This window comes from Stenotrophomonas sp. SRS1 (genome assembly GCF_026130205.1).
GTDB lineage: Bacteria > Pseudomonadota > Gammaproteobacteria > Xanthomonadales > Xanthomonadaceae > Stenotrophomonas > Stenotrophomonas rhizophila_B.
In genome coordinates this window covers 101,201-115,605 of the sequence record NZ_JAINFD010000001.1, presented here as the reverse complement: position 1 = coordinate 115,605, position 14,405 = coordinate 101,201, and the positions used below count along the sequence as shown (strand labels likewise).

Sequence of the window (14,405 nt, the reverse complement as noted above, 5' to 3'; positions counted from 1 at the left end):
GCCCCGCCCGATGATGATCGATGCACCGCGCAAGGCCTGGTTCGGGCAACCGCCAGGCCTGACCATCCTGTTCCTCACCGAGATGTGGGAGAAGTTCTCCTACTACGGCATGCGGGCACTGCTGGTCTATTACATGACCAAGCAGCTGCTGTTCTCACAGGAACAGGCCTCGATGGTCTATGGCCTGTACACGGCGCTGGCCTACCTCAGCCCGGTGTTCGGCGGCATGCTCGCCGATCGCTGGCTGGGCAAGCGACGTGCGGTGATCCTGGGCGGGGCGATCATGGCGTTCGGCCATTTCCTGATGGCCTTCGATGCGCTGCTGTATCCGGCCCTGCTGGCGATCGTGCTGGGCAACGGCCTGTTCCTGCCGACCCTGCCCGGCCAGGTCGGCGATCTGTACCAGCGCGATGATCCGCGTCGTGGCTCGGCGTTCAACGTGTACTACGTGGGCATCAATCTCGGCGCGTTTCTCGCCCCGCTGATCTGCGGCACGCTGGGTGAGGTGTATGGCTGGCACGTCGGCTTCTCCGCCGCCGGCATCGGCATGCTGCTGGGCTTGGTGATCTACATCAGCGGGCGCCGCCACCTGCCGCCGGACCCGCCACGCAGCGAGCGGGCGACGCTGCCTTTCTCGGCGCTCTGGCAACCGGCCTACCGCCCGCTGCTGCAGCTGATGGCGATGATTGCCGGGCTCATCGTGGTGTTCCGGCTGGCCTACGAGCAGATTGGCAACACCATCGCGATCTGGCTCGACACCGGCGTGGACCGCGTGCTCACTGCGGACTTCACGATTCCGATGACCTGGTTCTTCTCGCTCAATCCGCTGCTGGTGTTTTTGATCACCCCGCTGCTGGTGCGCCGCTGGACGCGGCAGGCGCGCGGCGGTCGTGAACCTGCGGCGCTGACCAAGATGGCGATAGGCGCTGCCGTGGTCGGCCTGTCGTTCGTGCTGGTGGCGATCCTCGGCGGCGAACCGTCGGCCAAGGTCGGCTGGCTGTGGGCCGCGCTGTTCTTTGCGATCTTCACCTTCGGCGAGCTGTTCATCCTGCCGGTGGGGTTGGGTCTGTTCGCGCGTCTGGCCCCCGCAGGCTTCGGTGCGACGATCATCGCGTTCTGGTTCCTCGCGTCCTTCGGCGGCAACCTGCTGGCCGGCGCGGTCGGCATGCTGTGGTCAACGTTGTCCAGCACCGTGTTCTTCTCGCTGATGGGTGGGACCTGCATGCTCGTCGCGGTGCTTCTGATTCAACTTGAACGACGCGCTCGGCCCTTGTTGGCGGGCACTGGCGCGGCGGCGAAGGGCCAGTAAAACAGCTCGCGATTGTTGCGGCGCAATAGCTCCGAATGGAATTATGTTTTCTGATTGCGCTTGACATATACCCGATCAGGCGAAATATTCCCTACTCAGGATTTGTAGGGATATCGTAATGCCCGATCAGTTTCCGCAGTCCCCCAGCCGTCGCCGCCTGCTCGGCCACGCGGTCGCCTTGAGTGCTGGCGCCCTCGCCTTCCCCGCGATTGCACGCGGTCGCCACCAGGCGCTGCCGGACGTCCCCACCGCGTATTCGACGCGCGCGATCGACCTGGTCAGGGAGTCGCTGGTGATCGACATGCTGGGCGTGATCAAGATCGACTTCCGCCCCGAGTACTACGCCAGCCGCATAAGCGAACAGGATGCGGCCGACATGCGTGCCAGCGGCATCACCGGCTTCCACCATGCGATCGGCATCGGCGGTCCGGATGCCTACCAGGACACGCTCGCCTACCTCGCTGCCTGGAACGGTTTCGTTGGCCGCAACAGCCACGTTTTCACCTTGGTTGGCGAGGCCGAGGACCTGGATCGGGCCAAAGCGGACGGCAAGGCGGCGATCATCATGGGCGTGCAGAACGCAGAACATTTCCGCACACCGGCCGACGTCCGGATGTTCTATCTGCTGGGCATGCGCTGCGCGCAGTTGACCTACAACGCACAGAACCTCATCGGCGCCGGCGCCACCGATCGCATCGATGGTGGCGTCAGCGACTTCGGCGTGCAGATCATCCAGGCGATGCACGAGACCGGCATGCTCATCGATGTCTCGCATTGCGGCGACCGCACCACGCTGGATGCGATCGACCTCGCGCCCGGCCCGATCGCCATCACCCATTCCAACTGCCGCGCGCTCAACAACCACCCGCGGGTGAAGACCGATGAGGCCATCCGCAAGCTGGCGGCCAAGGGTGGCGTGATGGGCGTGACCGGTGTGCGGATGTTCGTGCGCGACCGCGAGCCGACCACGGTCGAACACATGGTCGACCACATCGATCACGTGGTGAAACTGGTCGGCATCGACCACATCGGGATCGGCTCGGATGCCGATCTGCAGGGCTATGACCACATGCCCGCCGAGCAGAACAAAGCGCTGCGTGCCGGCTACAAATCCAGCTACGCGTTCCGCGACAAGGTCGATACCGATGGCTTCAATCATCCCCGCAAGACGTATGACCTGACCGAAGTGCTGATACGGCGCGGCTACAGCGACGAGCACATCCGCAAGATCCTCGGCGGAAATTTCAGGCGGCTGCTCGGCCAGACCTGGAAGCCGGTCGTCCTTCCCGCCTGACCCCGTTCCTGATTCCGGAGAGTCCGCCGCATGCGCAAGACGATGACACGTTCGATCCTCGCCACCACCGTTTCCCTGTGCTGCATGGGCCTTGCCACCTCGGCCCTTGCCCAGGACGCCGATGCCGACGCCGATGGCAACCGCAGCACCCCCGATGTGGTGGAGCTCGATCGCGTGGTGGCCACCGCACAGAAGCGCAGCGAGAACGTCATGGAGGTGGCGGCCGGCGTCAGTGTGATCAGCGAAGAGCGCCTTGAAGCCTTTGGTGCGACACGGCTCAACGACTTCGCCGCGTATGTGCCCGGGTTCCAGGTGGACAGCGGCGGCGCGCCCGGACAGACCACGATGGCCCTGCGCGGCGTCGCGCCGCTGGGTGGCGGCTCGATCATCGGGACCTACATAGATGACACGCCGATCGGCCCAAGCAGCAACAAACAGCGCGCGACCACCTACGCACTGGACCTGCTGCCGTATGACATCCAGAGCGTTGAAGTGCTGCGCGGCCCGCAGGGCACGCTCTATGGCGCCAGTTCGATGGGCGGCCTGTTCAAGTACATCACCAAGGCGGCCGATCCGGATGCGTTCGAGTTCCGCGCCGGCACGGACGTGAACGCGACCAAGGACGCCGGCGATACCGGCATCGGCGTGCGCACTGCGTTCAACGTACCGCTCATCGAAGGCAAGCTGGCCATGCGCGCCAGCCTGTCGCGCCAGAGCACGCCCGGCTACGTCGACCAGCCTGACCTCACCGGGGAGGATGCCAAGGACAGCAACGGCTACTACCAGCTGGCCTCCCGCCTGGCGCTTACCTGGCGCATCAGCGACACCGCCAACCTGCGCGTGCAGGCGCTCTCGCAGATCGTGGATGCCGACAACTCCAGCGCGGTGGGGCTGACCTATCCCACGCTGGCGCCGATCCGCGGGCCGCTGGAAGGCATCCTGCAGCGCGCGACGCCGTACCGGATGGAAACGGATTACTACTCGGCGATTCTGGACTGGGATCTGGGCAATGTGGATTTCGTTTCCGCCACCAGCTTCTCCGAAACCCGCATGGATGAAGTGCAGGACTCCTCGCTTGTCTATGGCGTGGCATGGCCGTATCTGACCCCCTACCCCGCCGGCCAGGCGCAGTTCGATGTCTTCCTCGGCACGCGCAAATGGACGCAGGAGTTCCGCCTGAGTTCCAAGGAAAGCGAGCGTTTCGAGTGGCTGCTCGGTACCTTCTTCACCGGCGAGAAGAACGCCAACCGCCAGCAGGTCAGCGCCTACGATGCAAACGGCATCCCGCTGCCGTTCAATCCCGGTACCGCCAGCCTGCCGGGCACCTACGACGAGCAGGCGATCTTCGCCGATGTCACCTACAAGTTCAGCCCCCGCTTCGATGTCTCCGCCGGTGTGCGGCATGCGCGCAACCAGCAGGACTTCGAGCAGCACAGTATCGGCCTGCTGTACGGTCCGCGGCCGATCGATCTGGCCGACTCCGCCGATGACAACGTGACGACGTGGAAGCTGGCCTCGCGCTGGCACCTCAACGACACCTCGATGATCTACGCCCGCTACGCCACCGGCTACCGCCCGGGTGGACCCAACGTATCGACCTCCGGCGTGGTGCCGATGACCAAGGCCGACACGCTGGACAACCTCGAATTCGGCTTCAAATCGCACTTCTGGGACCGCCGCGCGATGATCGATCTGGCGCTGTTCCGGATCGACTGGGACGACATCCAGGTGCGCGTGTCCGAGAACGGCCTGAGCTGGATGGGCAACGCCGGCAGCGCGCGCAGCCAGGGGGCGGAGCTGAGCATGATGGTGCGCCCAGCCGAGCGCCTGACCGTTGGCCTCAACGCGGCCTACATCGATTCGAAGATCGGGGATGTGCCGACGTCGAGCGGGCTGGTCGCAGGTGGCCGCATGCCCATGACGCCGCGCCTGAGCTGGTCGAGCACCATCGATTACGACTTCGATGTGAGCGACCAGTGGCAGGGCCGGGTCGGTGCGGGTTACCGCGTCACCGGCGAGCGCGTGGCCGGCGCCTATGAGATCGACAGCTACAACGCGCTGGACCTGCATGCCGAGCTGACCAACATGACGTGGACGGTCCGCCTGTATGCCCGCAATGCCACCGATGAGCTTGCCTACGTTTCGACCGGCTCCGTGCGCGACGCGCTCAACCGCTACGTGGCGGTGACCGGTGTACCGCTGCAGCCGCGCACCATCGGCATGTCGATCGACTACCGGTACTGAGGCCAGCGCCAAGAGAACCGCGATTATCCTGATTGGGTTGCATATTCTCTGATTAGGACTTATACAGGTCCAACGAGGCCAACGACTGCCACCGTCGCTGTCGTGGGTGCTCACCCTCTGCCGCTCGCCTACTGGACTCCGTCATGACGTCGACCCCGACCGCTGAAGTGCTCGCACTTGCCGCCCTCCCCCAGCCCTACCTTCTGTTCCTGGGTGATACCACCGAAGCGGGCTTCGCCAAGACCGCGATCGGCCTGAAGGACTGGGCACCGGAGGTGTGCGTGGCCGAGTGGAGCCTGCCCGGCTGCCCGATCACCACCGGCCTGCCGACGATGACGCCGGCCCAGGCGCGTGCCGCCGGTGCCCGTGCGATGGTGATCGGCGTGGCCAACGGTGGCGGCGTGATTCCGGCGCAGTGGCTGCCGGCACTGGTCGAGGCGCTGGAGGAAGGCCTGGACCTGATCAGCGGCATGCACCACAAACTCGGTGATATCCCGGAACTGGCCGCCGCCGCCGAACGCACTGGTCGCCAGCTGATCAACGTGCGCGTGCCGCCACGCGGCATTCCGGTCGGCAATGGCCGCAAGCGTACCGGCAAGCGTGTGCTGACCGTCGGCACCGACTGCGCACTCGGCAAGAAGTACACCGCGCTGGCCCTGGTCCGCGGTCTTCGCGAACGTGGTGTGGATGCCGACTTCCGCGCCAGCGGCCAGACCGGCATCCTGATCGCCGGCAGCGGCATTCCGATGGACGCGGTGGTCGCCGATTTCTCGGCCGGCGCCGCCGAACTGCTCAGCCCGGATGCGGCCGCCGATCACTGGGATGTCATCGAAGGCCAGGGCTCGTTGTTCCACCCCGCCTATGCCGGCGTCAGCCTCGGCCTGTTGCATGGCAGCCAACCGGACGTGTTCGTGGTCTGCCACCAGCCCGGTCGCCAGCATGTGCTGGGTTACCCCGACTACCCGCTGCCCTCCATCGAAGACGTGATCGCGTTGACCGTGCAGCTCGGCCGCCGTACCAATCCGGATATCCGCTGTGTCGGCGTCAGTCTCAACACCCACGGCATGACCGACGCAGCGGCCTCCGCCGCCTGTGCCGAGGTCAGCGCGCGGCTTGGTCTGCCTGCGGCCGACCCGATGCGGCAAGATGGGGAATTCAACCGTTTGCTCGAGGCCTGCATCGCATGAAGATGACCACCCGTACCCTGAGTCTGTGCGTTGCGGCACTGCTGGGTCTGAGCCCGCTCGCCGCCTTCAGCGCCAGCAAGGCCAGTCCAGTTGAAACGGAAGTCGCACGGCTTTCCACCCTGATCGACGGCAAGGTCGGTGTCTCCGCGTGGCGCCTGGATGGCAAGGGCGCGCAGGTCCATCTGAATCCGGACGAAGGGTTCCCGATGGCCAGCACGTTCAAGGTCGCCGTTGCGGCGGTGATCCTGAGCAAGGTGGATGCCGGCGAGCTGGCACTGACCACGATGGTGCCGGTACCGAAGGCCTTCTACGTCGATTCGGAAGTGATCGCGGACCGATTCATCCACGACGGTGTGAGCCTGTCGGTGCACAACCTGCTGGAAGTGATGCTGACCCAGAGCGACAACACCGCCACCGATGTGCTGGTGGCGCAGGCTGGCGGGCCGGCCGCAGTTACCGCCTGGCTGCGTGCGCAGGGCATTGAAGGCCAGCGCCTGGATCGCAACACGCGCCAGCTGCTGAGCGACATCTTCGGCCTGGGCGATGAACCGCTGACCAAGGAGCGCGTCGCCGAGCTGACCCTCGATCCGGAGGTGGTCAAGCGCACGAAATCCGGCAACGAGGCCTTCGACAAGGATCCACGCGACACCTCCACGCCGCGCGCAATGTCGACCCTGCTGACCAAGCTGTTCACCGGCAAGGCGCTGAGCCCGGCCAGCACCGAGGTACTGGTGCAGATCATGGAACGCTGCCGCACCTGCAGCGCACGCCTGCGCGGCAGCCTGCCGCCGGGCACCAAGGTGGCCGACAAGAGCGGCACCGTGGCCGGCACCGTCAACGATGTGGGCGTGGTCACCCTGCCCGACGGCAGCCAGTTCGCCATCTCGGTGTTCGTCAAAGCCAGCAACGCCCCGCGCAGCGAACGTGAGCGCGTGATCGCCGAGATCGCCCGCACCGTGCGTGACTTCTACCTGCTGCAGCCTGCGGCCGCCCGCAAGTGACCGCCGCCGCCAGCCGGTTCCAGCGGTATCTGTTGCCCGGTCTGGCGTTCAAGTCGGCCGTGATCGGCGGCGGCTACGCGACCGGCCGTGAGCTGGCGGAGTTTTTCCTGCCATCGGGCCCCTGGGGCGGCCTGGCGGCCATGGTGTTGTCGATGCTGATCTGGAGTGTGATCTGCATCCTGACGTTCCTGTTGGCACGGGCGATCCGTGCCAACGACTACCGCACCTTCTTCCGGCATCTGCTCGGCCGCGGCTGGTGGACGTTCGAAGTGGCCTACCTGGCGCTGATCGTGGTGGTGCTGGCCGTGTTCGGCGCGGCCGCCGGTGAACTGGCCGCGACCATGTTCGGCTGGCCGCGGATCGTCGGCACCCTGCTGCTGGTGGCGATCATCACCGGCGTGGTGCAGGCTGGCACCAATGCCGTCGAGCGCATGTTCAAGCTGATGTCGGCCTTCATGTACCTGGTCTACGCGATTGCCGCGTGCCTGATCCTGTACCGCTTCGGCGGCGGCGCCATGGCACAGCTCTCCAACACCCATGAACTCGGCCCGGACTGGGTCCTCAACGGCGTGACCTACGCCGGCTACAACATGTTCGCGGCGGTCTCGATTTTGCTGGTCGTGCGGCACCTGCTGTGCCGTCGCGATGCGGTCATCGCCGGCGCCCTGGCCGGCCCGCTGGCGATCCTGCCGGCGATCGTGTTCTACGTCTGCATGATCGCGTTCCTGCCGGACATCGCCGATGCCCCGCTGCCGTCCGACCTAATGCTCGGCCAGCTCGGCCTGCCGTGGTTCCAGTGGCTGTTCCGGCTGATGATCATGGTGGCGCTGGTGGAAACCGGGGTCACGCTGATGGCCTCGGTGGATGGCCGCATCAGCGTCAACTGGACAGAACGCACCGGTGCCGCACCGAAGCGCGGGGTACGCGTGGCGATCATCGTGGCGATCCTGCTGATGGCCGTGTTCATGGCCGATGGCATCGGCCTGGTGGCGCTGATCGCGAAGGGCTACCGGCTGCTGGCCTATGCCATCCTGGCCACCTACGTGGTGCCGTTGCTGGCCTATTCGGCGTGGCAGTTCTGGTCACGCCGCGGGCAGGCATTCGAGGTCATCGCCACTCAGCCGCCACAGGCGAAGACCAGGAACTGATGCAGTGCGCGTGCCGGCGCGGACAGGTCTTCGTCCGGGCGCCAGACCAGGCCGACTTCCATCGGCGGCACCGCATCGGTGAGGGTGCGTACGTCGATCCGGCGCCCCTCCAGCGACCACGGTCGATAGACCATGTCCGACAGGATGCTGACCCCGAATCCGTAAGCGACCATGCCGCGCAGCGCCTCCAGCGACGAGGTCCGGAACACGACGTTGGGTTCGCGCCCGACCGAGCGCCAGTAACGCATCGCCGACTCCTGCCCTTCGTCAACCATCAGCATGATGTACGGGTACGGCTCCACGTCGGCCGGGCTGATCACCGGCAGCTGCAGCAGCGGATGCGACTCGGCCAGCCACAGCTGGCGGCGCGAGCGGATCAGCACTTGGCGCCGCAGCACATAAGGCTCGGCCATGTTGGAGATGATGCACAGCCCGAAATCGAGCTCACCGCTGCTGACGCCCTGCTCGATCGCGGCGCGGTCCATGTCGACCAGATCCACTTCCACCTGCGGGTAGGAGCGCTTGAAGCGCGCCAGCAGGCTCGGCAGGAAGTAGCCCAGCACGGTGTAGGAGGCGCCGATCCTCACCCGGCCCGGCAGCGTGTTGGCCAGGAACATCGGCTCGCTGAGCGCGTCCTGCAACGTATCCAGGATGTGCCGTACATGCTGGTGGAAGCGGTGCCCCTCGGCGGTGAGCCCGACCCCGTGCGGCATGCGGTCGAACAGCTTCAGCCCCAACGAGGCTTCCAGCTGGGCGACCGCAGTGGTGATGACCGATTGGGAGACGTGCAGCTTGCGCGCGGCCTGCGAGAACTGCCCCAATTCGGCCGCTTCGGCAAAGTAACGCAGCTGGCGCAGGGTCATGTTGGCGGGGATTTGCATGCACGGGCTCCCACGGAACGAAGATATCTGAATAAACAATACCTCATACGCAATTAAACAAATTTACGATAAGCCGCTGTGCCTCTAGACTTCACATCGGGTGCAATGCGCCATGGCCCCAGCCGCCTTGCAAGCGCTGGTCCTTACCCGCTTCGCGACGAGATCCAGCCCGGATATCGGCGCGTCAACATCGCCATTACCGTTGCCCCCCGCCGGCGGTATGCCTGTAGCTTCATGACCCAAGCCCAGCGAGGCCCCTGACATGTCATCACCCCAGATTCCCGCCACGAGTGAACCGTTGCGTTTGCACGTGCCCGAGCCCAGCGCCCGTCCCGGCCAGGCCACCGACTTTTCCTATCTGAAGCTGAGCCCCGCCGGCGCGGTCGACAAGCCGCCCGTGGACGTGAGCGCCAGCCAGACCGCGCCGATGACCGGCCAGCTGATCCGCGTGCTGGATGACAACGGCGACGCCGTGGGCCCCTGGGCTGCCGACATCGACGACGCGGTGCTGCTGCGTGCGATGCACGCCATGCTCAAGACGCGCGCCTACGACGCCCGCCTGCTGATCGCCCAGCGCCAGAAGAAGACCTCGTTCTACATCCAGTGCCTGGGTGAAGAAGCCATCGCCGTCGGCCAGACCTTGGCGCTGCGCGATGACGACATGCAGTTCCCGACCTACCGCCAGCAGGGCATCCTGATCACCAAGCAGGTCTCGCTGGTCGATATGATCTGCCAGGTACTGTCCAACGCGGCCGACCCGCTGAAGGGCCGCCAGCTGCCGATCATGTATTCGTACAAGGACTACGGCTTCTTCTCGATTTCCGGCAACCTGACCACCCAGTACATCCAGGCCGTGGGCTGGGCGATGGCTTCGGCGATCAAGGGCGACACCCGCATCGCCACCGCATGGGTGGGTGATGGCGCGACCGCCGAAGGCGACTTCCACGCCGCGCTGACCTTCGCGCACGTGTACCGCGCACCGGTCGTGCTCAACGTGGTCAACAACCAGTGGGCGATTTCCACCTTCCAGGCCATCGCCGGCGGTGAGAACACCACCTTTGCCGCCCGCGGCGTGGGCTACGGCATTCCGTCGCTGCGTGTGGACGGCAACGATCTTCTGGCCGTGTACGCCGCCTCGCGCTGGGCTGCCGAACGCGCCCGCAGCAACCTGGGCCCGACCCTGATCGAGTGGGTGACCTACCGCGCCGGGCCGCATTCGACCTCGGATGATCCGTCCAAGTACCGCCCCGCCGATGATGCCCAGCAGTTCCCGCTCGGCGATCCGATCGACCGCCTGAAGCAGCACCTGATCAAGCGCGGCCTGTGGAGCGAGCAGCAGCACGACGAACTGCGCACCGAACTGGATGCCGAGATCCTGCGTGCCCTCAAGGAAGCCGAGACCCACGGGTTGCTCGGCAGCGACAACCGTCCCGGCGCGGCCCTCATGTTCGAAGACGTCTACAAGGACATGCCCGAACACCTCCGTCGCCAGCGTCAGCAGTTGGGAGTCTGAACACATGAGCGGGATTGAACAGAACAACACCGGCGGCACGCCGATGACCATGATCCAGGCGCTGCGCTCGGCGATGGACGTGATGCTGGAACGCGACGACAACGTGGTGGTCTTCGGCCAGGACGTGGGCTACTTCGGCGGCGTGTTCCGCTGCACCGACGGCCTGCAGACCAAGTACGGCAAGCAGCGCGTGTTCGATGCGCCGATTTCCGAGAACGGCATCGCCGGTGCGGCGATCGGCATGGCCGCCTACGGCCTGCGCCCGGTCGCTGAAATCCAGTTCGCCGATTACATCTACCCGGCCTACGACCAGATCGTGTCCGAAGCGGCGCGCATGCGCTATCGCTCCGGCGGCAGCTTCACCTCCTCGCTGGTGTTCCGCACCCCGTGCGGCGGTGGCATCTACGGTGGCCAGACCCACAGCCAGAGCCCGGAGGCGATCTTCGCCCACGCCACCGGCCTGCGCACGGTCATGCCGTCCAACCCGTACGACGCCAAGGGCCTGCTGATCGCCTCGATCGAGAACGACGATCCGGTGATCTTCCTGGAGCCCAAGCGCCTGTACAACGGCCCGTTCGACGGTCACCACGACCGCCCGGTCACCGCGTGGTCCAAGTACCCGGACAACCTGGTGCCGGAGGGCTACTACAACGTGCCGCTGGACAAGGCCGCCATCGCCCGCGAAGGCAAGGCACTGACGATCATCACCTACGGCACCACCGTGTGGGTGGCCAAGGCCGCCGCTGAAGATGCCGGGATCGATGCCGAAGTGATCGACCTGCGCAGCCTGTGGCCGCTGGACCTGGAGGCCATCGTCAATTCGGTCAAGAAGACCGGCCGCTGCATCGTGCTGCACGAAGCCACCCGCACCTGCGGCTTCGGCGCCGAACTGGTCGCACTGGTGCAGGAGCACTGCTTCTACCACCTGCAGGCCCCGGTGGAACGCGTTACCGGCTGGGACACCCCGTATCCGCACGCGCAGGAATGGGATTACTTCCCGGGTCCGTCCCGGGTCATCGATGCAATGCAGCGCGTGCTGGAGGACTGAACCATGGGACATCACGTCATCAAGATGCCGGACATCGGTGAAGGTATCGCCGAAGTCGAACTGATCACCTGGAAGGTCGAGGTCGGTGGCCCGGTCGCCGAAGACCAGGTCGTGGCCGAGGTCATGACCGACAAGGCCATGGTCGAGATCCCCTCGCCCGTGTCAGGCACCGTGGTCTCGCTGGGCGGCACGCCCGGCCAGATGATGGCCGTCGGCAGCGAGCTGATCCGCCTGGAAGTGGACGGCGCGGGCAATGCCAGTGCCGCCAGTGCACCTGCGGCTGCGGCGCCGGCCGAACCGGTTGCTGCATCCAAGGCTGCTGCGCCTGCTGCTGTACCTGCGGCCGCCGCCGAGGCTGCACCGGCTGCGACGCCGGCCAAGGCCGCCGCGGCATCCGCACCCGCCCCTGCCGCCAAGCAGGACGCGCGTGGCGCGGTGACCAACGGCGTGCTCAACGCCGGTGAAGCCCCCCTGGCCTCGCCGGCCGTGCGCCGCCGCGCCTGGGATCTGGGTGTCGAGCTGCGCTACGTGCCGGCCACCGGCCCGGGCGGTCGCATCCTGCAGGCCGATCTGGATGCCTACGCCGCCGCCGGTGGCAAGGCGCAGCCGGTCGGTGGCAGTGCCGGCGGCAGCAGCTACGCGCGCCGTACCGGCGAGCAGCAGGTGCCGATCATGGGCCTGCGTCGCAAGATCGCGCAGAAGATGCAGCAGTCCTGGACGACCATTCCGCACATCACCTATGTGGAAGAAATCGACGTCACGGAAGTGGAGGCCCTGCGCGCCAAGCTCAACGAGCGCTGGGCGAAGGAGCGCGGCAAGCTGACCCTGCTGCCGCTGCTGGCACGCGCCGTGGTGCTGGCCGCACGCGACTTCCCGCAGATGAACGCCCGGTTCGATGACCAGGCCAACATCGTGACCCGCTACGAGGGTGTGCAGCTGGGCATCGCGACCCAGAGCGAGGTCGGCCTGTCGGTGCCGGTGGTCGCCCATGCCGAGTCGCTGGACCTGTGGCAGACCGCCACCGAGATCGCGCGCCTGGCCAATGCCGTGCGCGTGGGCAAAGCAACGCGTGAGGAGCTGTCCGGCTCGACCATCACCATCAGCAGCCTCGGTGCGGTGGGCGGTGTGGTGTCGACCCCGATCATCAACCATCCGGAAGTGGCGATCGTCGGTGTGAACCGCATCATCGAACGCCCGATGTTCCGCGAGGGGCAGGTGGTGGCGCGCAAGCTGATGAATCTGTCGTCTTCGTTCGACCATCGCATCGTCGATGGCATGGATGCGGCCGAGTTCGTGCAGGCGATCCGTACGCGCCTGGAAACCCCGGCCCTGCTGTTCGTGGAGTAAGCGATGTCCAATACCCTTCAAACCCAGTTGCTGATCATCGGCGGCGGTCCCGGCGGTTACATCGCCGGCATCCGCGCCGGCCAGCTCGGCGTCAAGACCATCGTGGTCGAGGGCGTCAATCCGGGTGGTACCTGCCTCAACATCGGCTGCATTCCCTCCAAGGCGCTGATCCATGCCGCCGAGGAGTTCGCCAAGGTCACCGCCTATGCCGCAGGCACCTCGCCGCTGGGCATCAGCGTGCAGGCGCCGTCGCTGGACCTGGCCAAGACCGTCGCGTGGAAGGCCGGCATCGTCAAGAAGCTGACCGGTGGCGTCAGCGCGCTGCTGAAGAAGAACGGTGCGCAGCTGATCAAGGGCTGGGCCACGATCGTCGACGGCAAGACCGTCGAGATCGCCGGTGCCGCCGAAGATGGCGGCACGCTGCGCATCACCTGCGAGCACCTGCTGCTGGCCACCGGCTCGGTGCCGGTGGAACTGCCGTTCCTGCCGTTCGGCGGCAAGGTCATCTCCTCCACCGAAGCCCTCTCGCCGACCTCGCTGCCCAAGCAGCTGATCGTCGTCGGTGGCGGCTACATCGGCCTGGAGCTGGGCACGGTGTACCGCAAGCTGGGCTGCGACGTCACCGTGGTCGAGGCCCAGGAGCGCATCCTGCCGGCCTACGACGCCGAGCTGACCAAGCCGGTGGCCACGCACCTGGAGAAATCCGGCGTGAAGCTGCTGACCGGCCACAGCGTGCTCGGCCTGGCCGAGAACGGTCAGCTGCGCGTGCGCGACAAGGACGGTAACGAAATCGCGCTGGACGCCGACCAGATCCTGGTCGCGGTCGGCCGTCGCCCGAAGACCGACGGCTTCAATCTCGAATCGCTGCAGCTGGATCTGACCGGCAAGGCGATCAAGATCGACGACCAGTGCAAAACCTCGATGCGCAACGTGTGGGCGATCGGCGATGTCGCCGGTGAGCCGATGCTCGCGCACCGGGCGATGGCGCAGGGCGAACTGGTGGCCGAGATCGTCAGCGGCAGGAAGCGCCACTTCGTGCCGGCCGCGATTCCAGCGGTGTGTTTCACCGATCCGGAAATCGTGGTGGTCGGGCTGTCACCGGACGAAGCCAAGGCACAGGGCATCGAGACCAAGGTCGCGCTGTTCCCGTTCGCGGCCAACGGCCGTGCGATGTCGCTGGAATCGACCGATGGCTTCGTGCGCGTTGTCGCACGCAGCAGCGATCACCGGATTCTCGGCTGGCAGGCCGTGGGCGTGCAGGTGTCGGAGCTGTCGATTGCTTTCGTGCAGTCGATTGAGATGGGCGCCACGCTGGAGGACATCGCCGGGACGATCCACCCGCATCCGACCCTGGGTGAGGCGGTGCAGGAAGCGGCGCTGCGTGCGTTGGGGCATGCGCTGCATATCTGAGGCAGGTCTGTAGGTCCGAGCCA

General features: G+C 66.1%; 11 protein-coding genes. 10 read left to right on the top strand and 1 reads right to left on the bottom strand.

Annotated elements, in window-relative coordinates; all coding sequences use genetic code 11:
* Positions 1 to 10 precede the first annotated feature (10 nt).
* The 6 genes from K4043_RS00505 (at position 11) to K4043_RS00480 (ending at position 8,183) form a co-directional block, all read left to right on the top strand.
* Positions 11 to 1,309: a peptide MFS transporter gene (locus tag K4043_RS00505; RefSeq protein ID WP_265307808.1), complete on the top strand. Its 1,299-nt coding sequence runs from the start codon at positions 11 to 13 to the stop codon at positions 1,307 to 1,309.
* A gap of 118 nt (positions 1,310 to 1,427) precedes the next feature.
* Positions 1,428 to 2,603 (top strand): dipeptidase, encoded by a 1,176-nt coding sequence (locus K4043_RS00500; RefSeq protein ID WP_265307807.1) that lies wholly within the window; start codon positions 1,428 to 1,430, stop codon positions 2,601 to 2,603.
* Positions 2,604 to 2,633: 30 nt separating this feature from the next.
* Positions 2,634 to 4,847, top strand: a complete 2,214-nt coding sequence (locus K4043_RS00495) for a TonB-dependent receptor (RefSeq protein WP_265307806.1) — start codon at positions 2,634 to 2,636, stop codon at positions 4,845 to 4,847.
* A 143-nt stretch (positions 4,848 to 4,990) separates the two neighbouring features.
* Entirely contained in the window at positions 4,991 to 6,034 is a 1,044-nt protein-coding gene (locus K4043_RS00490) for a DUF1611 domain-containing protein (protein WP_265307805.1), read from the top strand.
* Between the two features lie 2 nt (positions 6,035 to 6,036).
* Positions 6,037 to 7,035 carry a class A beta-lactamase gene (bla, locus tag K4043_RS00485; protein WP_265307804.1) on the top strand — a complete coding sequence of 333 codons (999 nt, stop codon included), beginning with the start codon at positions 6,037 to 6,039 and terminating at the stop codon, positions 7,033 to 7,035.
* Positions 7,032 to 8,183 (top strand): hypothetical protein, encoded by a 1,152-nt coding sequence (locus tag K4043_RS00480; RefSeq protein ID WP_265307803.1) that lies wholly within the window; start codon positions 7,032 to 7,034, stop codon positions 8,181 to 8,183. Before bla ends, K4043_RS00480 begins: the two co-directional genes overlap by 4 nt.
* On the opposite strand, the gene K4043_RS00475 is transcribed toward K4043_RS00480, so the two are convergent.
* Positions 8,153 to 9,064 (bottom strand): LysR substrate-binding domain-containing protein, encoded by a 912-nt coding sequence (locus tag K4043_RS00475; RefSeq protein WP_121036607.1) that lies wholly within the window; start codon positions 9,062 to 9,064, stop codon positions 8,153 to 8,155. The genes K4043_RS00480 and K4043_RS00475 overlap by 31 nt on opposite strands.
* Positions 9,065 to 9,326: 262 nt before the next feature.
* Between K4043_RS00475 and K4043_RS00470 the strand changes: the two genes are divergently transcribed.
* From K4043_RS00470 to lpdA, 4 genes are read left to right on the top strand one after another with little or no spacing between them, the layout of a single operon-like run.
* Positions 9,327 to 10,577, top strand: a complete 1,251-nt coding sequence (locus K4043_RS00470; protein WP_123729077.1) for a 3-methyl-2-oxobutanoate dehydrogenase (2-methylpropanoyl-transferring) subunit alpha — start codon at positions 9,327 to 9,329, stop codon at positions 10,575 to 10,577.
* A gap of 4 nt (positions 10,578 to 10,581) precedes the next feature.
* A complete protein-coding gene (locus K4043_RS00465) occupies positions 10,582 to 11,625 on the top strand; it encodes an alpha-ketoacid dehydrogenase subunit beta (RefSeq protein ID WP_123729076.1) in 1,044 nt (347 codons plus the stop codon).
* Between the two features lie 3 nt (positions 11,626 to 11,628).
* Entirely contained in the window at positions 11,629 to 12,972 is a 1,344-nt protein-coding gene (locus K4043_RS00460; protein ID WP_265307802.1) for a dihydrolipoamide acetyltransferase family protein, read from the top strand.
* A 3-nt stretch (positions 12,973 to 12,975) separates the two neighbouring features.
* Positions 12,976 to 14,382 (top strand): dihydrolipoyl dehydrogenase, encoded by a 1,407-nt coding sequence (lpdA, locus tag K4043_RS00455; protein WP_265307801.1) that lies wholly within the window; start codon positions 12,976 to 12,978, stop codon positions 14,380 to 14,382.
* The last annotated feature ends 23 nt before the right edge of the window (positions 14,383 to 14,405 follow it).

Bases quoted from the DNA above. Each gene is read 5' to 3' on its own strand.
- K4043_RS00495 (WP_265307806.1), top strand. From the start codon at position 2,634: ATGCGCAAGACGATGACACGTTCGATCCTCGCCACCACCGTTTCCCTG.
- K4043_RS00470 (WP_123729077.1), top strand. From the start codon at position 9,327: ATGTCATCACCCCAGATTCCCGCCACGAGTGAACCGTTGCGTTTGCAC.
- K4043_RS00500 (WP_265307807.1), top strand. From the start codon at position 1,428: ATGCCCGATCAGTTTCCGCAGTCCCCCAGCCGTCGCCGCCTGCTCGGC.
- bla (WP_265307804.1), top strand. From the start codon at position 6,037: ATGACCACCCGTACCCTGAGTCTGTGCGTTGCGGCACTGCTGGGTCTG.
- K4043_RS00460 (WP_265307802.1), top strand. From the start codon at position 11,629: ATGGGACATCACGTCATCAAGATGCCGGACATCGGTGAAGGTATCGCC.
- K4043_RS00490 (WP_265307805.1), top strand. From the start codon at position 4,991: ATGACGTCGACCCCGACCGCTGAAGTGCTCGCACTTGCCGCCCTCCCC.
- K4043_RS00475 (WP_121036607.1), bottom strand. From the start codon at position 9,064: ATGCAAATCCCCGCCAACATGACCCTGCGCCAGCTGCGTTACTTTGCC.
- K4043_RS00465 (WP_123729076.1), top strand. From the start codon at position 10,582: ATGAGCGGGATTGAACAGAACAACACCGGCGGCACGCCGATGACCATG.
- K4043_RS00505 (WP_265307808.1), top strand. From the start codon at position 11: ATGATGATCGATGCACCGCGCAAGGCCTGGTTCGGGCAACCGCCAGGC.
- lpdA (WP_265307801.1), top strand. From the start codon at position 12,976: ATGTCCAATACCCTTCAAACCCAGTTGCTGATCATCGGCGGCGGTCCC.